Here is a 19,502-nt window from a genome sequence, read left to right as displayed (position 1 = left end):
CAGATTACTCAGATGCGAGGGCCTGCCCAGGGGCCGGACCGTCGCCGGGGCATCAAGCCTTATAAAACCCGTTCTGGGCCAGGAATTCCATGGTCAGCCCTTCACTTTTGGGCTCAGCCGCAGCATCCCCCAAGAGTAGTCGCTCCAGGTAGCGGGCAATCAGGTCCACTTCCAGGTTTACTTTGCTGCCCGCGCGGTATCCGCCAATTACGGTTTCCGCAATCGTGTGGGGCACGATGGTCAGTTCGAACTCGGCACCATCCACGGCGTTTACCGTCAGGCTGGTGCCATCCACGGTAATCGAGCCCTTGTGGGCGATGTACCTGGCGAGGTCATCGGGGGCGCGGATGCGGAATTGCTCGGCGCGCGCGGTGGGCTTACGCCAAATCACCTCGCCTATGCCATCCACATGACCACTCACCATATGTCCACCTAGGCGGGTCTGGGGAGTCAGTGCCTTTTCCAGGTTGACCTTGTCGCCCAGTTGCCAGTCCTTCAGGGTCGCTACCGCAAGTGTCTCGGCAGAAACATCGGCCCAGTAACCGTCGCCAGGCAGATCGACCACCGTCAGGCACACGCCATTGGTTGCGATACTGTCGCCCAGTTTTACGTCAGACAGGTCTAACTTCCCGGTCTTTACCCGCAACCGCAAGTCGCCGCCTTTCGGCTGCAAGGCAGTAATCTCACCAACGGCTTCAATAATTCCGGTAAACAATGCGGATACCTTTAGCGTTCGATATCGGTGGTTGCAGTGATGCGCCAGTCGTGACCGACCGCGCGCATATCGGTAATGGTGATCGGCAACATGGACCCCATGCGCTCGATGGGCAGCTCAAACAGCGGTCTGGCGCTGGAGCCCAAAATCTTGGGCGCCATATAGACGATGATTTCATCCACATGGCCCTGATACATGAATTCCCCCGAGAGGGTCGCACCGCTCTCTACCAGCACCTCATTACATTCGCGGCGGGCGAGTTCCTTCAGCAGCTCGCCCAGATGTACCCTGCCATCCTTGCCGGCCGGCAGTGTCAGCACCTCGGCACCAGCCTTCTCCAGGCGCGCGCGGCGCTCGGGATCGGCGGCTTCGGTTGTGACCACCAATGTTGGGGCGCCCCCCTGCAAAATAAAGGCCTTTGCCGGGGTGCGCAGCGTGCTGTCGACGATGACCCGCAGGGGCTGTTTTGCCGCCGCGGCGTCCGCCTGCGCCTGTGGCAGGGCCATTTCTTCCGCACGCACGTTCATGTTCGGGTTGTCGTGGCGCACGGTGTCGACGCCGGTGATCACGGCACAGCTGCGCGCGCGCAGGTTCTGCACGTCGGCCCGCGCGGCCGGGCCGGTGACCCACTTGGACTCACCACTGGCCATGGCGGTGCGGCCATCGATACTCATGGCCGACTTGGTCCGCACCAACGGCAGACCGAGTGTCATACGCTTGATAAAGCCGGGATTCAATGCACGGCAGGATTCTTCCAGCAACGGGCCTTCAACTTCAATGCCCGCATCGCGCAGTTTTTGTAACCCTTTCCCGCTGACACTGGGATTGGGGTCCTCCATACCGAACACGACTCTGGCGACGCCCGCAGCAATCAGGGCGTCCGCACAGGGACCGGTCTTGCCGCTGTGACTGCAGGGTTCCAGGGTGACGTAGGCAATGTTGCCCCTGGCTGCATCGCCCGCATCCCTTAAAGCTTCCACTTCCGCGTGCCCTTCTCCGGCCCGCTTGTGCCAGCCCTCGCCGACAATATTCCCTGCTGCATCGGCAATGATGCAGCCGACACGGGGGTTGGGCATGGTCGTGAAAATGCCGCGCTCGGCCAGCTGAATGGCGCGCGCCATCAGCTCCCGGGGAGAGAGGTTCATGGCTTCTCCTTGCGGGTGTTCAGGCGCTCGATTTCGTCGCTGAAGTCAGAGACGTCTTCGAAACGGCGGTATACGGAGGCAAAGCGAACGTAAGCGACCTGATCCAGCTCCCGCAGCTGTTCCATCACCAGCTCGCCAACATGCATGGCCGGGAGCTCGCGCTCGCCGGTAGCCTGGAGGGCATGCTTGATCTGGGCGACGGCGGCTTCAACACGCTCAGTGCTGACCGGGCGCTTTTCTACGGCGCGCTGGATACCGGCGCGGAGCTTGTCTTCGTTGAAGGGTTCGCGCTGGCCGTTCTGTTTGACCACCCGCGGCAGAACCAGCTCGGCGGTCTCGAAAGTGGTGAAACGCTCGTGGCACTGCAGGCACTCGCGTCGACGACGCACCTGATCGCCATCAGCGACGAGGCGGGAATCGACAACTTTGGTTTCGTCTGCGCTGCAGAAGGGACAGTGCATGGCAATTGGGCCCTGGGAAAAGTGGGCCGCAGTTTACCACACGACAGCAAATAAGGCCTGATAATGGGCCCCACCGGCACCCCACACCGGCCCCGATTACCGCTGCAGCACGCGCCAAGGCAGCGACGCGCGAATTTACAATCCTTCCCGCTCGATGATGCGCTGCCACAGCTTGTGCCGCAGTGCCAACACCTGACTTTTGGTGGCGGCGGGAATCCAGGTGCGCTCGATCTCATCCGGACCCGGGTAAACGATGGGATTGTTCAGAAGTTCCGGGGCCACCAGTTCCTGGGCCGCCATATTGGCGTTGGCGTACTGGGTTTCATTACTGATATTGGCAATGACACTGGGCTGCATCAGGTAATTGAGGAACTGATAGGCCGCATCCGTGTTCTGCGCATTGGCCGGCATGGAGACAACGTCGATCCACAGGGGGAAGCCCTCTCTCGGCATGATGTAGCGAATATCGAAGGTGTTACCGGCCTCTTTCGCCATCTGCTGCGCCACGAGGACATCGCCGCTCCAGGCATGGGCGATGCAGCGCTTGCCGCTGGCCAGGTCTTCGACGTATTCACCGGAGTCGAAGTCGGTGATGTGCAGGCGCACCTTGGAGAGCAGGTTCGCAACCATGTACTGGTGCGCGGTACTCATTGAGTTGGGATCTTTGCCCAGGTACTTGAGGGCAACGTCGAAAATCTCTTCCGGAGAACGCATCAGGGTAGCGTTACAGTGGTCGAGTTTGCCAAGGTTTTCCGGATCGAACAAAAGGTTCCAGCTGTCTTCCGGCAGGGCCCCGCCAAACGCCTTTTCCACCGCCTGTACGTTGTAACCGATACCGACGGTACCCCAAAGGTAGGGAATGGCGTATTCATTTTGCGGATCGAACAGCGCCAGACGCTGCATGAACTTCGGATCGTTCTGGGACCAGTTGTCGATGCGGTTGCGGTCCAGTTTCTGCAGCTGGCCAGCGGCGATGTACTTGGGAATGTTGTCGGAGCCGGGAACGATGATGTCGAAGCGGCGGCCCTCTTTCAGCCAAACCTCTTCCAGTTCCTCGATATCGTCGAATTCGAAATAGTGCACCTTGATACCGGTGGCAGCCTCGAAATCGGCGATGGTGTCTTCGGCGATGGATTCAGACCAGTTGGCGAAATGCAACTCTTCCGCCTGAGCGCTCACGGTGCCGAGACTAAGTCCGAAAAAGGCGGTCAGAGTGACCCATACGATGGCTATTGGACGCATGCTCTACTATTGCTCCACTGCGGATACCCAGAGTTCCCACCGCGCACTCCTTGCCACAGGTGAAAAACATCGAATCCTCAAACCGCTCGGACTCACTAGTTACGACCGCCCTCGCGAGCGGCTGATGCGCAACGCTTCCTTCGTGCTGCAAAAATCCGGGTGCAAATATCGGACCCGGAACCACTGTTTCCTTCAGGCTCTTCGCAAACCTGAATTCAAATTCGGTTTTCAAGGGCGCGTATTAAAACAGAAACCACGGCCTGATTCACAAAACGCCAGTATTTTTTTCGATTTTTGTGAGAGTACAAAGAAAAACGGCCCCTTAAAGGGGCCGTTTCAGGTACCGAGTCTCAGGCTCTTAGCTTTTGTAGACCGGGAATTTAGCGCAAATTTCGAGCACCTTCGCCTTAACCTCAGCGACAGTGGCATCTGCATTGCCCTTTTCCAGTGCATCCAGCACATCGCAAATCCAGTTGGTGAGCTGCTTGGTCTCTTCCACTCCGAAACCGCGGGTGGTGATCGCCGGAGTACCGACGCGCAGGCCACTGGTGATGAACGGGGAACGCGGGTCGTTGGGGACGGCATTCTTGTTCACGGTAATATTGGCGTTGCCCAGGGCTTCGTCAGCGTCTTTACCGGTGTATTCCTTGCCGATCAGGTCCACCAGCATCAGGTGGTCGTCGGTACCGCCGGAGACAATGTTGATGCCGCGATCGAGGAAGGTCTCGGCCATGGCGCGGGCGTTCTCGACCACTTTCTTCTGGTAGGCCTTGTATTCCGGGGTCATCGCTTCCTTGAAAGAAACCGCCTTGGCCGCGATCACGTGCATCAGCGGGCCGCCCTGACCACCCGGGAATACCGCGCTGTTCAGCTTCTTCTCGATCTCTTCATTGGCCTTGGCAATGATGATACCGCCACGGGGACCGCGCAGGGTCTTGTGGGTAGTTGAGGTCACCACGTCAGCATGAGGTACCGGGTTCGGGTATTCGCCCGCCGCTACCAGGCCTGCCACATGCGCCATGTCGACCATCAGGTAGGCGCCCACTTTGTCGGCGATTTCGCGGAACTTGGCCCAGTCCATGATCCGGCTGTAGGCGGAGAAACCGGCAACGATCATCTTCGGCTTGTGCTCCAGCGCCAGACGCTCGACTTCCTCGTAGTCCACTTCGCCGGTTTCGGGGTTCAGGCCATACTGCACCGCGTTGTAGATTTTGCCGGAGAAATTGACCTTGGCACCGTGGGTGAGGTGGCCGCCGTGAGCCAGGCTCATGCCCAGCACGGTGTCGCCCGGGGCACACAGGGCCTGATAAACGGCTGCGTTGGCCTGGGAACCGGAGTGCGGCTGGACATTGGCGTAGTCGGCGCCAAACAGTTTCTTGGCGCGCTCGATAGCCAGGGCTTCTACCTTGTCGACGTACTCACAACCGCCGTAGTAACGCTTGCCCGGGTAGCCTTCGGCGTATTTGTTGGTGAGGGTGGTGCCCTGCGCTTCCATCACCATCGGGCTGGTGTAGTTTTCCGAGGCGATCAGCTCGATGTGCTCTTCCTGGCGGCGGTCTTCGTCCTGAATGGCGGACCACACATCCGGGTCGTATGAAGAAAGGGTGACTGATTTATCAAACATGGTATTCCCTCGGATGATAAGGCGCGAATCGCGCAAGCATAATCTCGACAAGGGCAAATACCGACCCAATCTGATCGGCCCGCCCCCAGAAAGCGGCGCATTGTACACCAAGGGAGTGGCGGCGGTGCAAAGGGTGCACATGAAACAAATTCAATTCAGCGCCCCGCTCGGCTCAAGTTGGCAGCTGCGGCCCGATTCCCCGGAGCACCCCGGCCGGACACGGGGATACTCTGGTGCTCAGAAACGCAAAACGCGGCCATGGGGCCGCGTTTGCTACCGACCGCGACCGCTAGCTGCTGTAAGGCAACATCAGCGATCGCGGACAATCAGGAGGGCTTAGAAGCGAAACACCAGGGTACCGGACCAGAAGTCCACATCTTCTTCCACCAGGGTGTACTCGGCTTCCAGATTTACGTTCTCGGAGAAGGAAAAGCCGATACCCAGACCCGCGGACAGGCCGGAATCACTCTCTTTCTCGCCTTCAAAATCGACGCTCTCGTTCAGCACCCCCAGGCGCCCCTTGAAGTAGATATCCCCCTGGCTGCGGTAAGCCGCATACACACCGAGGGTGGAAATGGAGTAATCCCATCTGAAATCGCCCCAGCTGCCATTGTAGCGCGCTTCACCATCAACCAGGGACGTAGTGTACTCGCCCTCCACTGCAAACCCGGAGTTCCAGGCATACCCGGCGCGCAAACCGGCATTGAACGGGCTGTCGCCGCTGATCGACGTCTTCATCAGGCCTGCGGTGGTACCGAAGTAGCCCCCCTCGCTCGCCTGTGCAGAAATCGAACAACCCAGCATCACCGCTGCCGCCAAAACTTTTTTCATCATTTTAATACCCTAATGTGTAGTGCTTATTTTGCGGGCGGCATTCTATTGAAAAAAATACGGCGCAAATACCCCCTCTCCATTACACGCTATTACACCGCGTCAATTACCGGAGACCGGGCCAATGGCAATTCAGCCGCGCGACGATCATCACTGTCGGCACCTGACGCTACCGGATGTGGCTGTGGATTGACCCAGATCAAGCCGATTCCCCGGCAGCAGACAACAATGGAATGGACAATCACCACAACCCGTCAAGGAGGCACGCCATGCATGGTATCTATCGACAACTGTGCGATGACCACAAGCACATGCAGAGACTGCTGGATGTGTTTGAAGCGCTGTTAGATGAGCTTGGTCGTCAGGATAGGGATCCCGCTACCCTGAGCATGATTCTCGACGCCCTCGATTACTTTTCTGTGTACCCGGATCAGTGGCACCACCCGGTGGAAGATCTGGTATTCGGCCGGTTGCTGGACAAGCCTGTGGATATCCGTGATGTCCTCGGGGAAATCACCGTGGAACACAAGGCCATTGCCGCGGCCACGCGCAATATGAACCAGCTGTTTTATGCGGTTGCCAACGACGCGGCGGTGGAACGGGAGCACCTGTTCGCAACTGCGCGCGAGTACATTGCACTGCAGCGCGCGCACATGAAAAAAGAGAATGAGATATTACTGCCGCTGGTTGCGCAGCACCTGACGGATACCGACTGGGGAGAGATCGCCGACGAGCTCATGGAAAAGCAAAGCAGCCACTTTCACCGGGGCGTCAAGCGTCTTTACGAAGCCATTTATCAGGATCTTTCTGAAACGGCGCTGGCGGAAGCCTGCTAATCACCGGATCAGTGCCATCGGTTCAATCGTTTTCGTAACTGCAGTGGGTGCCGGCCAGCTCGCTGAGGGCAATCAGGTCCAGGATGGCGACCGCCCGACCCTGTGCGCGGATAAGCCCCTGCTTTTGAAAACGCGACATCAGACGGCTGACGGTCTCTGCAGTCAGCCCCAGATAGTTGGCGATATCAATGCGCTGCATCGAGAGTTTGAATTCGCTGGCCGAGTATCCGCGCTGGGCATAACGGCTGGATATATTGATCAGCAGAGCCGCCAGGCGGCTTTCCGCAGAGCGCTTGCCCAGTAGCAACAGCACGTCGTTATCCTGTTTCAGCTCTTCGGAAAAAATCGTGTACATCTGCTTCTGCAGCGCCGGCACCTGCTGCGCCAGGTTTTCCAGCTGGGTAAATGGCAGGACACAAACGCTGCTGTCTTCCAGTGCTTCCGCATAACCGGGATGCGCGCCACTACTGTAAGCATCCAGTCCCAACAGCTCACCGGGCAACGCAAAATGCGTGACCTGGGTGTCACCATCGGCACCGATCACCGCAGATTTGAAGCTGCCGGAACGAATCGCATAGAGGCTGGAAAACGGGTCGCCCGCACGAAACAGGCTGTCGCCGGCTTTCAGAATCTTCTTCTTGCGTGTCACCTGCTCGAGACGCTGGATATCGTCCTCACTCAACCCCACGGGCAGGCACAGCCTTCTGACGGAGCAATTTCCGCAATTGACCGCTGGTGAGGGTTTCGACATTGTCTTTTCCATTGCTCGGCGATTTATCCGGTGAACGATCTGGTAGTCGGCTTGGCGAACAGTTGCGCGTAAAGCGCGATGCCTTATTGCCGAACCTGTGGTGAGGAAATTGTATACCTACTGTCCACCTAAAGCACTCGGGAGTACTGCGCAGCCGACGCCCCGGCATGCAGGTGGCGGTCGAACGCCGCGGCTATATTGCGCAGGAACCAGCGGCCACGCTCGCTGACCACCAGGTCTTCACGGGACTCCAGCACCAGCCCATCCGCCACAAGTGGGCGCAAGCGTGCCAGATCCTGCGCAAAATAATCTTCAAACGGGCTCCCCAGCCGGCGTTCCACTTCGCGTTTGTCGAGCCGCAGATGGCACATCAATTCCATGATCACCCACTGGCGCACCCGGTCGTCGGTATCCAGCTGCCAGCCGCGGCAGATCGCCTCGCCGCGCTCGCCAATCGCGGTCGCGTATTCTTTCTGGCCGTGATGGTTCTGCCAGTAGCCATCGCGGCTGTAGCTGATCGCCGAGGCACCAAGGCCAACCAGCGCGTCCGCGGGCATCAGGGTATAGCCCTGAAAATTGCGCGCGAGACGGCCGTCTTTGGTGGCGCGCGCCAGAGGGTCATCCGGGCGTGCGAAATGGTCCATGCCCAGAAACTGGTAACCCGCGTCGGTAAGTCGACGCGTCGCTGCAAGCTGCATATCGATCTTTGCCTGCGGCGGTGGAATCAGGTCGGAACTGATCAGGCGCTGGGCCTTGAACCGGTGCGGCAGGTGCGCATAGTGGTACAGCGCGATACGGTCCGGCGCGAGCTCAACCACGGTGTCGATGGTGCGCTCCAGACTTGCCACATCCTGCCCGGGCAGTCCGTAAATCAGGTCATAGGAAATGGAACCAAAACCCCGCTCGCGGGCGGCTTCAGTGAGACCGCGCACCTGCTCCGGGGAACAGATCCGGTTGATCGCCCGCTGTACTTCCGGGTTAAAGTCCTGAATACCCATGCTCAGCCGGTTGAAGCCGAGTCCACGCAGGGTATCCAGTGTTTCCGGCTCAAGCACCCGGGGATCCGCCTCCACACTGTATTCCACATCGCCACCGGGATTCAGATCGAATATGTCGCCGAGCCCCTGAACCAGCCGAGTCAAGTCACCGTCATTCAGGTAGGTTGGCGTACCGCCGCCGAGATGCAACTGCGTCACCGGTACGCGGGCCACTTTTTCCCGGTACCACTGCGCTTCAGTGAGCACCCGGTCCAGGTAGCTCGACGCCAGCCCGTACTGCTGGGTTATGACCTTGTTACAGGCGCAGAAATAGCACAGCGAGCGGCAGAACGGGATATGCACATACAGTGAAAGGGTGTTGATATCTTGCAGCGCATCCCATGGCTTGCGCGCGTCAGCACCAGCGGCTGTTGCACTGCCGGCGCTCAGGTCCGTGAAGCGATCCGCCGTCGGGTAGGACGTATAGCGTGGACAGGGCCCCGCATAACGCGTGAGCAGGGCCGAAGATAACTCCCCGGACGACGCCCGGGTATTGGCGGTGGTATTGGAGTCGCTCTCGGAGAGCGGTGCGCTGTCCAGGGGGTTTACGGCCATTGACGAGGTAACCTGTGATCCAGAGCTGATAAGCGGGAAGGTGTTGGATCAGGTAAAGGTAGCGGGCCAGCGTTCGACGGCGCTTGATTCAGATCAAGCGCCGACGGGTTCGTCGCGGCGTCAGTCCCCCGCCGGGCGGCGGAACAGGTTCTGGATAGAGGAGAAGTCCAGCGCCTTGTTGATGGGGTCGCCACCGTGCAACTGATACAGGTTTTTTGCCAGCGCGCCCAGTGGCGTTGAAGATGCACTGCCAGCAGCGGTGTCCATGGCGAGGCCAAGGTCCTTCAACATCAGCGCCACAGAAAACCCGCCCTGGTAATCCCGCGATGCGGGTACATTCTCCATCACCCCCGGGTAGGGATTGTATTTTTCCAGCGACCAGTTGCCGCCGGAGCTGGCGCGCATGATCTCTGATAGCACAGCGGGGTCGAGCCCGTTATCCACCCCCAACTGCAGCGCCTCGGCGGTACCGATCATATGGATCGCGAGCAGCATGTTGTTGCAGATCTTTGCCACCTGGCCGGAGCCAGCCGGGCCGGCGTGGAAGATATTCGCTCCCATGGCGCCAAGCACAGGGCGCGCTCTCTCGATCGCCTCCTCCGAGCCACCGCACATAAACGAGAGCGTGCCCGCAGCCGCAGCGGCGGTGCCACCGGACACCGGCGCATCCAGCGCAGCAATTCCGCGCTCACTGGCCGCGGCGATGACCTGACGGGCGTCATTGGCGGAAATAGTGGAACAGTCGATCAGCAGGGTTTCCGGTTTCATCGCCTGCAGCAAGCCGTGCACCCCCAGATACAGGGAGCGCACCGCCTCCCCGCTGGGCAGCATGGAAACCACCGCGTCCGCACCCTCGATTGCGGCGTGCGCACTGTCGGCCTTGTTACACCCGGCGGCGACGGCGCTCTCCAGCACTGGTGCAGACAGGTCAAACGCCGTCACGGTAAAGCCCTTCTCAACCAGGTTCGCGGCCATTGGACCACCCATATTACCGAGACCGATAAATGCAACGCTCTCCATCAAATCATCCTTTTATATTTTTTGCCCTTGGCCCCGGCAAACTCCTCCGCCAGGGAAACTAAACAGCATACTACTCAATCCTGATCATGAGTGAAGCCGGGTGCAGAAAAACGCCACAGCGCGAAAACTGCCGCCAGCAGCCGGCAAAGAGGACTCCCTTTTTACAATACTACGCCCCGACAGGGGAGGATGCGCTCCACTGCAGCGGGCCCCTAGTCTCAAGCCTGTGGTTCATTTCGTCGAAGCCACAGCCGTATCGTGACATTCGACCCATAACTCCAATAAATAAAAAAACGGTACACAGCGATGAAAAAAACGAACTGTGGGAGCCCCTCCAGGCTTCCTGTTGTCGCCGGCCTGTTCCTGGCCAGCCTTTCCTACAGTGCATCGGCAGAATGGTATTTCCGCGGCACCCCCAACGACTGGTCTGCCGAACAGATGACCCACCAGGGGGGCAGCGTGTTCCGGTCCTGCCAGACATTTGCCAGTGGCGATGCCAGTGGCGGACCCCGCTTCAAGGTGGATCGACACGGCGACTGGAGCGAAAACTACCCAACGGCTGATTTTTCGGTTGAAGCAGGCAAGACCTACACAATCACCTTTGATAGCGCCAACTACAGTATTTCCACCACCGAGGTCGCAAGTTGCGACAGCGGTTACCTCGCCAATCTGCCTTCCCTGTTCTTCCGTGGCACAGCCAATGGCTGGGATGCCAGCCCCATGGTGCTGGTCGCAGACAACACCTGGCAGCTGCAGATCAGCCTGGACGGCCAGGCCGACCAGCGCTTCAAGGTCGATGTGTTTGGAGACTGGAGCCAGAACTACGGCGACACGAATGGTGATGGCACGCTCGAGCAGAGCGGTGCTGACATCTATACCAGCGCCAACGGCGATTACCTGCTCACGATCAATGATGCCAGCCTCAACTACTCACTGGAGCCGGTGGAGTGCACGGAGAGCTGCGGCAGCCGGGTGGAGGCGCTGGGTGCAGTGTATTCCCCCACGGAAACCACATTTTCCCTGTGGTCGCCCGACCACGATAACGTGCAGCTGGTGCTCGATGGGCAGAGCCACCCGATGCGCAAAGTCTCTTCCAGCGCGCTGTCAGGCACCGGCCTCACGGATGTCTACTCGGTAACCGTCAGCGGCGACTGGCGACTGAAGCCCTACTATTTTGTCGTCAACGGCGTGGTGGTACGGGACCCATACGGGAAGATGGTCGAGCCCGATACCGATAACAATATCGTAATGGATATGTCGCGTACCGAGCTACCCAATGGATGGTCGGTGCGCCCGGTTCTCAATGAGCGCGAGGACGCGGTCATTTACGAGGTACACGTGCGCGACTTCACCATCGCACCCGAGTCAGGTGTGAGCAGTGACAAGCGCGGCAAGTTCCTCGGTATGGTTGAAAGCGGCAGCACCTACAATGATGTATCGACCGGTATCGATCACCTCAAGGAACTGGGTGTTACCCATGTGCAGCTTTTGCCGGTGTACGACTTCAACGCCTGTGCCGACCCCGCTGACAGCACCTGTTACAGCTGGGGCTATGATCCGCGCAATTTCAATGTCCCGGAAGAGCGCTACTCCCTGACCCCTACGGACTATGAAAACCGGATACGCGAGTTCAAGACCATGGTGGACGAGTTCCACAAGGCGGGCCTGCGTGTGGTGATGGACGTGGTGTACAACCACACGTACTCCAAGTCGGTATTCGAGCCCATCTCCACCAGTTACTACACGCCGACCGATTTGTCCGGGACCGGCAACAGTATTGATGCCAACGTACCCATGGTCAGCCGCATGATCCGTGACTCTTTGGAGTACTGGGTCGAAGAGTACAATATCGATGGATTCCGCTTCGACCTGATCGGCATCTTCGACTATGACGAGGTTGAAGACTGGGCCACCCATCTGAACAACAAGTTCCCGAACAGAAACCTGCTGGTTTATGGCGAGCCCTGGAACGGCTTCGCCGCAGACCCGCGTCAGCCCGGGCGTGTACGCCTCGGCACCATCGGCCGTATTCACGAGTCCCACGCCGGTGTGTTCAACCCCAAATTTCGCGAGGCAATCAAGGGCCAGAATGATAATGGCAACTGCAATCCGGGGGATTGTTTTGCGTTTAACAGCAACCCCGATAGCTGGCGCATTGAAGCAGGTAGTCGCGGCGGTATCCGCTATGCCAAAGACAAGGACGCGGTAATAGATACCTGGGACCCGATGTTCGCCATGGACCCGGAGCAAACCATCAACTACGTATCTGCCCATGACAACCTCACCTTGCGCGACAAGGTCCTGCAGTGGGCAGACCTGAATGGTGTGAGCCGGGACAGCGGCTACCTGCGTCGCATCCAGATGTTCGCCAACGGTATCGTGCTGACGAGCCAGGGCATACCGTTCCTGCATGGCGGTGTGGAACTGATGCGCGACAAGCAGGAGGATCACAACAGCTACGACTCCCCGGATTCCATCAACCAGTATTACTGGAACTGGAAAGTCGACAACGCGGATGTCTACAACTACTACAAGGACGTGATTGCATTGCGTCGCGCCCACCCCGCTTTTCGCCTCACCAGCTGGGATGACATTGACCAGCACATGACCAGCAATCGACCGCGCTACGGGGTGGTAGTAAATCACATCAATGGTGCTGCGGTGGGCGACAGCTGGAGCGAGATCATCGTGATCTACAACAGCGCGGACAACTACACCTACAGCCTGCCGGCGGGCGAATGGAAAGTGGCAATGGAGAAATCCGATCCGACCGCGGGCAACGGGCGAGTGGTCAGCGGATCCGTGGTGGCCGAGGGCACCGCGGTTACGGTGCTCTATCGCGAATAATTGACTGCATTGTGGCCCTTTGGGCGGTACCTCTACAGAGATACCGCCCTTTTTTGTACCTGAACGATAAACTGCCGGCTATTTCAGGTCGGCCAGCGGGCTTTGAGCCCAGGGCATTGAGAAACAACCTTCCACATTCTGTGTAGCTGCCCGAGGCTTTGTGCAGCGCCACGACGTCGCCACCGGCACACAGGGCCTTGTCGCCGGCGCCTTCGATCCAGATACAGGCGATGCTGTCGTCTGCTTCCCATTCGTCCAGCTGGGCGGCCATAAGGTCGATCATTTCCAGGTTGAGGGCGTTGTGGGCTTTGGGCAGATTGAGCGTCAGTTTGCCGACGGGGCCCTGACGTTCGACGATAAGGGGTGATTCCTGGGGCATACTGGTTCCAGGCTGGTGTGTTCGGAGGCAAAGTTAAACACAGATGGGGGACGGGTGGCATTACCCCGGTTTTCGTCCGGATTCACCGTAGCGGGCGGCCGCGGGGGGATTCATCATCCAGCGGTTGAAGTTTTCCAACAAACTGCTAACTTGCGCCCAAATTCCGACCGACTGGATTAGAGCTCTAATGGCTGAATACGTATATCTAACCTATTAGAATTTCGTTACGTTTTGGCGACTGGGTTAGAAAAGCAGTTAAATCAGGAGGTTAGCTCCTCCCATGGAAATCAGAAGTGTTAGGGTAGAAAGGAAGGCAGCATATTTAGTTAACATGGCCTATTTTGTATGCCAAAAGTTAACTTTTTATGGGCTGAAATCCAGCCGCACCAAACTGAACCGCCCCGGGTATCGCGGAGGCCGATTAGTTTGAGTCAGGCGGCTTGCGGGAGGACAGTTGGCGGGAATGCCGCAGCGAATGGTTTAGTAGGCGGCGGTATCGGCGCTACTTCGACTGTAGCTAATAACTTGATAAATGGAGAAAGTTGGAACAAGGATATTTTAAAGGGGGCGTTAGTGGGAGTTGGTGCGGGCGCTGGAGGGTCAATAGTTGGTGACGGATTCGAATTGCTTAGGGTTGCTGCGGTTAACCGAGCAGTTTCTTCGGCAACATCTGCTGATAGAGTTATGGCTCAGCATCTAGCTGACACGACGAGACCGGCTTTGCCACCGACACAACCTGCAATGGTGGGCATTGCTGATACGCTACTAAGTAATTTTATAAGTGGCGCGGGCTCTAGAGCCCAAAATTGTTCAGATTACGATACGCAATTAAGAAAACCGGGCTGCCAGTAAAAATTCTGGGCACTCTTTGGTAAGCGTGCGCAGTTATATTTAAGAAAGATGCTAATTTTGATTAAGCCATGTAAAAGAATGATCTTTCGCTTTCTTTAGATTCCCTATATTTTCTTTTCGATTGTGGCATTTTATCTTTTCACATAAATCACAAAAATATTTTTTATTTTTAACGGTTACATTGATGTCTATATTAAAAAAAATTGAGAAACTTTTAATTTTCGCAATTATAGTAAATCCTGGAGCGATCGCTTTCGCGACCCTTGGAATTTTAGCGGAACTCTTCTATCGATTGGGAGTTCATCTTAGTTGGTTTCCATCTGGAAACGAGTTCTTTTTCATTGAGTGTGGATTTGGCTTAGCGGTAATTTTAGTGTTTTGGCAATACTTAGTTTATCTCTTAAAAAATGATAGATTTCGAGGCATATAACGCATAACTACTTTAAAATGCCCCAGCACTTACACTGTAGTGGTTAACTCTTTTTGGCCACTGAACCCTGAGTGATCTTCTCCCGCTTTAGTGGACATAGGATTTCCAGTCGATCCTCGCAGCTGAACCATCCCGACTGCTACCTAAGCGATGAAACGGGTTGCTCTAACTTTTCCAGCGACACCCCGTGCATATCGGCATTGGCTTGCCAAATCAAAAAGCGCTGCAAGAGCTGTTGGTTCACCATTTGTAGCTGTTGCAGGGTTTTTGTCAGCGCCTCAATCTTTTCGTTTGCCTGATGGATATCTTTGATCCAATCCGCCTTTTGAGTCGTATTTCTCAGCGCTGCCTTTCGGTCTTTGTAAGCCATATTAATAGCAGGAATTGCGGCCAGCGCCTGACGAGTGCGGCTAATATTTAGCTTGCTCTTGCAGGCTTCCACTAGCGACGGCCAAGTGAGCTTGGGGTCGGACCAGTTGTTGATAATCTTGACGATTTTAACCACATCTTTGTCAGTTAAGTGTCCCACTGTTAACCCCCAAACCGGTTGTTAAGTGCAATCAGTTCATCGAGCGACGGCAAGGCTGTAGATTTGTTCTCAGCCTCGATTGTTTCGACATCTATCAGACCTGTCATGACCGCAGCATTGTTGGTCAGATTCCAGCCATTGTCTCGATTCCACACAATAGAGCCGTTCTCAAGCTCTGGGCTTTCCAGCAACGTAATGAGCGCATCACATTTAGCCAGGTCTTCCGAAGACTTCTTGAGCCAAATTTCGGCCCCAAGAACCCTCATGGCACGCTCGAGCAGACCGGTGCTGACATCTATACCAGCGCCAACGGCGATTACCTGCTCACGATCAATGATGCCAGCCTCAACTACTCTCTGGAGCCGGTGGAGTGCACGGAGAGCTGCGGCAGCCGGGTGGAGGCGCTGGGTGCAGTGTATTCCCCCACGGAAACCACATTTTCCCTGTGGTCGCCCGACCACGATAACGTGCAGCTGGTGCTCGATGGGCAGAGCCATCCGATGCGCAAAGTCTCTTCCAGCGCGCTGTCAGGCACCGGCCTCACGGATGTCTACTCGGTAACCGTCAGCGGCGACTGGCGACTGAAGCCCTACTATTTTGTCGTCAACGGCGTGGTGGTACGGGACCCATACGGGAAGATGGTCGAGCCCGATACCGATAACAATATCGTAATGGATATGTCGCGTACCGAGCTACCCAATGGATGGTCGGTGCGCCCGGTTCTCAATGAGCGTGAGGACGCGGTCATTTACGAGGTACACGTGCGCGACTTCACCATCGCACCCGAGTCAGGTGTGAGCAGTGACAAGCGCGGCAAGTTCCTCGGTATGGTTGAAAGCGGCAGCACCTACAATGATGTATCGACCGGTATCGATCACCTCAAGGAACTGGGTGTTACCCATGTGCAGCTTTTGCCGGTGTACGACTTCAACGCCTGTGCCGACCCCGCTGACAGCACCTGTTACAGCTGGGGCTATGATCCGCGCAATTTCAATGTCCCGGAAGAGCGCTACTGCCTGACCCCTACGGACTATGAAAACCGGATACGCGAGTTCAAGACCATGGTGGACGAGTTCCACAAGGCGGGCCTGCGTGTGGTGATGGACGTGGTGTACAACCACACGTACTCCAAGTCGGTATTCGAGCCCATCTCCACCAGTTACTACACGCCGACCGATTTGTCCGGGACCGGCAACAGTTTGGGCGGTACCTCTGAAGAGATACCGCCCTTTTTTGTACCTGAACGATAAACTGCTGGCTATTTCAGGTCGGCCAGCGGGCTTTGAGCCCAGGGCATTGAGAAACAACCTTCCACGTCATCTCTGGAAACCTCAGCCAGGGTTGCCGGCTGCCACTGCGGGTTGCGATCCTTGTCGATCAGCAGTGCACGCACGCCCTCTTTCACCTGGCCGTTGTTGCACATGTTCACGGCCAGGGCCAGCTCCATGCGCAGCACATCCGCCAGCGACATATGCCGGGCGCGACGCAGCTGCTCCCAGACAATCCAGGCCGTGAGCGGACATCCCGCCAGCATGGTGGCAGAGGCGCGTTGCAACCATTTGTCGTCGCCGCTGTAGTTGGCGATCGTTGCATACACCTCCGGCAGCGTGGCGCCGTCGGTGAGTTCCTGAATCACGTCGTAATGGGTGCGCAGGTTGGGGGCTGGCTGATCCGCGGCGGGCAGTTCGCGGGACTGAATAGCCTTGCTGACCAGTACGTGGTTCTGATTCGCATCGTCGGTAAGTGCCAGCGCCGCCAGTCCCGCCAGCAGGTCATCTTTACCCGCAGCGGGTAGCAGGCGATCGGCCATGCCGCAGTAAAGGGCATCGGTGCCGTTGAACTGGGCTCCGGTGAGGCCGAGGAACAGCCCGGTGCGGCCGGGCATGCGGTTCAGGAACCAGCTGCCCCCAACATCCGGGAACAGGCCAATGGTGATTTCGGGCATGGCCATGCGGGTGGTTTCGGTGACGATGCGGTGGCTGGCACCGCTCATGATGCCGATACCGCCGCCCATGACAATACCGCTGCCCCACACCACGACAGGCTTGGGGTAGGTGTGGATGCGGTAGTCGAGACGGTATTCGCGGGTGAAGAAGTCTTCCACAAACTGACCCGCGCCCTGTTCTGTGTAGCTGCCCGAGGCTTTGTGCAGCGCCACGACGTCGCCACCGGCACACAGGGCCTTGTCGCCGGCGCCTTCGATCCAGATACAGGCGATGCTGTCGTCTGCTTCCCATTCGTCCAGCTGGGCGGCCATAAGGTCGATCATTTCCAGGTTGAGGGCGTTGTGGGCTTTGGGCAGATTGAGCGTCAGTTTGCCGATGGGGCCCTGACGTTCGACGATAAGGGGTGATTCCTGGGTCATACTGGTTCCCGGCTGGTGTGTTCGGAGGCAAAGTTAAACACAGATGGGGGACGGGTGGCATTACCCCGGTTTTCGTCCGGATTCACCGTAGCGGGCGGCCGCGGGGTGATTCATCATCCACCGGTTGAAGTTTTTCAACAAACTGCTAACTTGCGCCCAAATTCCGACCGACTGGATTAGAGCTCTAATGGCTGAATACGTATACACAATGAACCGCGTGGGCAAGGTTGTTCCGCCCAAGCGTGAGATCCTGAAAGATATCTCCCTGTCCTTCTTTCCCGGCGCCAAAATCGGCGTACTGGGCCTGAACGGCGCCGGTAAGTCCACCCTGCTGCGCATCATGGCCGGGGTCGACCAAGACTATAACGGCGAAGCTCGCGCCATGCCGGGTATCAAGGTCGGCTACCTGCCGCAGGAGCCGCAGCTGGATCCGGCCAAGAATGTACGTGGCAACGTGGAAGACGGCATGCGTGAGGCCATCGACGCCCTCGCCGGCCTCGAACAGGTCTATGCCGACTACGCCGAGCCCGATGCCGACTTCGACGCGCTGGCGAAGAAACAGCAGCAGTATGAAGACGTGATCCAGGCCTGGGATGCCCACAACCTGGAGCACCGTCTCGAAGTGGCCGCCGACGCCCTGCGCCTGCCGCCGTGGGACGCCGACGTGAACAACCTCTCCGGTGGTGAGAAGCGCCGTGTGGCCCTGTGCCGCCTGCTGCTGTCCCGCCCGGATATGCTGCTGCTGGACGAACCCACCAACCACCTGGACGCTGAATCCGTATTCTGGCTCGAACGCTTCCTGCACGACTTCGACGGCACCGTGGTCGCCATTACCCACGACCGCTACTTCCTCGACAATGTCGCCGGCTGGATTCTGGAACTGGACCGCGGCCACGGTATCCCCTGGGAAGGCAACTACACCACCTGGCTGGAACAGAAAGAGAAGCGCCTGGAGCAGGAGCAGAAGGGCGAGCAGGCCCGCGCCAAGGCCATGCAGAAAGAACTGGAATGGGCCCGCCAGAACCCCAAAGGCCGCCAGTCCAAGAGCAAGGCGCGCCTGTCCCGCCTGGAAGAAATGCAGTCCCAGGAATTCCAGGCCCGCAACGAGACCAACGAGATCTACATTCCGCCGGGTGAGCGCCTGGGCGACAACGTGATCGAGCTGAACCATGTGAGCAAGGCATTTGGCGATCGCGTACTGATCGACGACCTGTCCTTCCGGGTACCCAAGGGTGCCATCGTCGGCATCGTCGGTGGTAACGGCGCCGGTAAATCCACCCTGTTCCGCATGATCAACGGCAAGGAACAGCCGGACTCCGGCGAGATCAAGATTGGCGAGACCGTAAAGATCGCCAGCGTCGACCAGAGCCGTGAAAACCTCGACGACAACAAGACCGTGTGGGAATGTATTTCCGACGGTCACGACATGCTCAAGATCAACAACTACGAAGTGGGCTCGCGCAACTATATCGGCCGGTTCAACTTCAAGGGCAGTGATCAGCAGAAACGTGTGGGCGAGCTTTCCGGCGGTGAGCGCGGCCGCCTGCACCTGGCCTACACCCTGAAACAGGGCGCCAACGTGCTGCTGCTGGACGAACCATCCAACGACCTGGATATCGAAACCCTGCGCGCCCTGGAAGAAGCCCTGCTGAGCTTCCCCGGCTGCGCCATGGTGATCTCGCACGACCGCTGGTTCCTGGACCGGGTTGCGACACATATCCTGGCGTACGAAGGCGACAGTAATGTGGTGTTCTTCGAGGGCAACTACACCGAGTACCACGAGGATTTCGTGAAGCGCAATGGTGAAAATGCCACGCCGCACCGGATGCAGTACAAGAAGATCAAGACCTGATCTTCAGTTACGGCAAAACAAAAGGGCGGTC

17 protein-coding genes are annotated in these 19,502 nt (G+C 57.8%); 4 read left to right on the top strand and 13 right to left on the bottom strand.

Annotation, left to right across the window (positions count from 1 at the left end):
• Window positions 1-52: 52 nt before the first annotated feature.
• From GTQ55_RS03545 to GTQ55_RS03520, 6 genes are all read right to left on the bottom strand, one after another.
• Window positions 53-715, bottom strand: coding sequence for a riboflavin synthase (locus tag GTQ55_RS03545; RefSeq protein ID WP_161857494.1), 663 nt, complete (start codon window positions 713-715; stop codon window positions 53-55).
• An 11-nt stretch (window positions 716-726) separates the two neighbouring features.
• Window positions 727-1,860: a bifunctional diaminohydroxyphosphoribosylaminopyrimidine deaminase/5-amino-6-(5-phosphoribosylamino)uracil reductase RibD gene (gene ribD, locus GTQ55_RS03540; protein ID WP_202620664.1), complete on the bottom strand. Its 1,134-nt coding sequence runs from the start codon at window positions 1,858-1,860 to the stop codon at window positions 727-729.
• Window positions 1,857-2,321 (bottom strand): transcriptional regulator NrdR, encoded by a 465-nt coding sequence (nrdR, locus tag GTQ55_RS03535; protein WP_161857493.1) that lies wholly within the window; start codon window positions 2,319-2,321, stop codon window positions 1,857-1,859. Before nrdR ends, ribD begins: the two co-directional genes overlap by 4 nt.
• A gap of 135 nt (window positions 2,322-2,456) precedes the next feature.
• Entirely contained in the window at window positions 2,457-3,563 is a 1,107-nt protein-coding gene (locus GTQ55_RS03530; protein ID WP_161857492.1) for an extracellular solute-binding protein, read from the bottom strand.
• Between the two features lie 358 nt (window positions 3,564-3,921).
• Entirely contained in the window at window positions 3,922-5,187 is a 1,266-nt protein-coding gene (gene glyA / locus GTQ55_RS03525) for a serine hydroxymethyltransferase (RefSeq protein WP_161857491.1), read from the bottom strand.
• Window positions 5,188-5,523: 336 nt separating this feature from the next.
• A complete protein-coding gene (locus tag GTQ55_RS03520; protein WP_161857490.1) occupies window positions 5,524-6,021 on the bottom strand; it encodes a porin family protein in 498 nt (165 codons plus the stop codon).
• Between the two features lie 266 nt (window positions 6,022-6,287).
• Between GTQ55_RS03520 and GTQ55_RS03515 the strand changes: the two genes are divergently transcribed.
• Complete coding sequence (locus GTQ55_RS03515; RefSeq protein ID WP_161857489.1) at window positions 6,288-6,854, top strand: hemerythrin domain-containing protein; 567 nt, start codon at window positions 6,288-6,290, stop codon at window positions 6,852-6,854.
• A gap of 22 nt (window positions 6,855-6,876) precedes the next feature.
• Here the strand turns inward: GTQ55_RS03515 and fnr are convergent, their stop codons facing one another.
• The 3 genes from fnr to mmsB form a co-directional block, all read right to left on the bottom strand.
• Window positions 6,877-7,605, bottom strand: a complete 729-nt coding sequence (gene fnr, locus GTQ55_RS03510) for a fumarate/nitrate reduction transcriptional regulator Fnr (protein WP_237567808.1) — start codon at window positions 7,603-7,605, stop codon at window positions 6,877-6,879.
• Between the two features lie 128 nt (window positions 7,606-7,733).
• On the bottom strand, window positions 7,734-9,197 hold the full coding sequence (gene hemN, locus GTQ55_RS03505) for an oxygen-independent coproporphyrinogen III oxidase (protein WP_161857487.1): 1,464 nt from the start codon (window positions 9,195-9,197) through the stop codon (window positions 7,734-7,736).
• A gap of 120 nt (window positions 9,198-9,317) precedes the next feature.
• Window positions 9,318-10,217 (bottom strand): 3-hydroxyisobutyrate dehydrogenase, encoded by a 900-nt coding sequence (gene mmsB, locus GTQ55_RS03500; protein ID WP_161857486.1) that lies wholly within the window; start codon window positions 10,215-10,217, stop codon window positions 9,318-9,320.
• Window positions 10,218-10,523: 306 nt separating this feature from the next.
• On the opposite strand from mmsB, the gene pulA reads away from it, so the two are divergent.
• Complete coding sequence (pulA, locus tag GTQ55_RS03495; protein WP_161857485.1) at window positions 10,524-13,064, top strand: type I pullulanase; 2,541 nt, start codon at window positions 10,524-10,526, stop codon at window positions 13,062-13,064.
• Here pulA and GTQ55_RS17850 read toward each other — a convergent pair.
• The 3 genes from GTQ55_RS17850 to GTQ55_RS17845 form a co-directional block, all read right to left on the bottom strand.
• The gene (locus GTQ55_RS17850) at window positions 13,042-13,443 is read right to left on the bottom strand and encodes an enoyl-CoA hydratase/isomerase family protein (RefSeq protein ID WP_237567807.1); all 402 of its coding nucleotides are present in this window, start codon (window positions 13,441-13,443) and stop codon (window positions 13,042-13,044) included. The two genes, pulA and GTQ55_RS17850, sit on opposite strands and share 23 nt — an antisense overlap.
• 1,421 nt (window positions 13,444-14,864) lie before the next feature.
• Window positions 14,865-15,254 carry a hypothetical protein gene (locus tag GTQ55_RS03485; RefSeq protein WP_161857484.1) on the bottom strand — a complete coding sequence of 130 codons (390 nt, stop codon included), beginning with the start codon at window positions 15,252-15,254 and terminating at the stop codon, window positions 14,865-14,867.
• A gap of 2 nt (window positions 15,255-15,256) precedes the next feature.
• Window positions 15,257-15,751, bottom strand: coding sequence for a hypothetical protein (locus tag GTQ55_RS17845; RefSeq protein ID WP_237567806.1), 495 nt, complete (start codon window positions 15,749-15,751; stop codon window positions 15,257-15,259).
• A 3-nt stretch (window positions 15,752-15,754) separates the two neighbouring features.
• Between GTQ55_RS17845 and GTQ55_RS17840 the strand changes: the two genes are divergently transcribed.
• A complete protein-coding gene (locus tag GTQ55_RS17840) occupies window positions 15,755-16,504 on the top strand; it encodes an alpha-amylase family glycosyl hydrolase (protein WP_237567805.1) in 750 nt (249 codons plus the stop codon).
• Between the two features lie 8 nt (window positions 16,505-16,512).
• On the opposite strand, the gene GTQ55_RS03475 is transcribed toward GTQ55_RS17840, so the two are convergent.
• Window positions 16,513-17,619: an enoyl-CoA hydratase/isomerase family protein gene (locus tag GTQ55_RS03475; RefSeq protein ID WP_161857483.1), complete on the bottom strand. Its 1,107-nt coding sequence runs from the start codon at window positions 17,617-17,619 to the stop codon at window positions 16,513-16,515.
• Between the two features lie 187 nt (window positions 17,620-17,806).
• On the opposite strand from GTQ55_RS03475, the gene ettA reads away from it, so the two are divergent.
• Window positions 17,807-19,471 carry an energy-dependent translational throttle protein EttA gene (gene ettA / locus GTQ55_RS03470; protein WP_161857482.1) on the top strand — a complete coding sequence of 555 codons (1,665 nt, stop codon included), beginning with the start codon at window positions 17,807-17,809 and terminating at the stop codon, window positions 19,469-19,471.
• Window positions 19,472-19,502: the final 31 nt, after the last annotated feature.

Source organism: Microbulbifer hydrolyticus (genome assembly GCF_009931115.1).
Lineage (GTDB): Bacteria > Pseudomonadota > Gammaproteobacteria > Pseudomonadales > Cellvibrionaceae > Microbulbifer > Microbulbifer hydrolyticus.
Note: the sequence above shows the minus strand (reverse complement) of the source record. Positions and strands in the feature narration are given on the sequence as shown.

Coding starts and splice junctions, on each gene's coding strand:
- ribD (WP_202620664.1), bottom strand. CDS start 1,860: ATGAACCTCTCTCCCCGGGAGCTGATGGCGCGCGCCATTCAGCTGGCC.
- nrdR (WP_161857493.1), bottom strand. CDS start 2,321: ATGCACTGTCCCTTCTGCAGCGCAGACGAAACCAAAGTTGTCGATTCC.
- GTQ55_RS03530 (WP_161857492.1), bottom strand. CDS start 3,563: ATGCGTCCAATAGCCATCGTATGGGTCACTCTGACCGCCTTTTTCGGA.
- glyA (WP_161857491.1), bottom strand. CDS start 5,187: ATGTTTGATAAATCAGTCACCCTTTCTTCATACGACCCGGATGTGTGG.
- GTQ55_RS03520 (WP_161857490.1), bottom strand. CDS start 6,021: ATGATGAAAAAAGTTTTGGCGGCAGCGGTGATGCTGGGTTGTTCGATT.
- GTQ55_RS03515 (WP_161857489.1), top strand. CDS start 6,288: ATGCATGGTATCTATCGACAACTGTGCGATGACCACAAGCACATGCAG.
- fnr (WP_237567808.1), bottom strand. CDS start 7,605: ATGTCGAAACCCTCACCAGCGGTCAATTGCGGAAATTGCTCCGTCAGA.
- hemN (WP_161857487.1), bottom strand. CDS start 9,197: ATGGCCGTAAACCCCCTGGACAGCGCACCGCTCTCCGAGAGCGACTCC.
- mmsB (WP_161857486.1), bottom strand. CDS start 10,217: ATGGAGAGCGTTGCATTTATCGGTCTCGGTAATATGGGTGGTCCAATG.
- pulA (WP_161857485.1), top strand. CDS start 10,524: ATGAAAAAAACGAACTGTGGGAGCCCCTCCAGGCTTCCTGTTGTCGCC.
- GTQ55_RS17850 (WP_237567807.1), bottom strand. CDS start 13,443: ATGCCCCAGGAATCACCCCTTATCGTCGAACGTCAGGGCCCCGTCGGC.
- GTQ55_RS17845 (WP_237567806.1), bottom strand. CDS start 15,751: ATGGCTCTGCCCATCGAGCACCAGCTGCACGTTATCGTGGTCGGGCGA.
- GTQ55_RS17840 (WP_237567805.1), top strand. CDS start 15,755: ATGCGCAAAGTCTCTTCCAGCGCGCTGTCAGGCACCGGCCTCACGGAT.
- GTQ55_RS03475 (WP_161857483.1), bottom strand. CDS start 17,619: ATGACCCAGGAATCACCCCTTATCGTCGAACGTCAGGGCCCCATCGGC.
- ettA (WP_161857482.1), top strand. CDS start 17,807: ATGGCTGAATACGTATACACAATGAACCGCGTGGGCAAGGTTGTTCCG.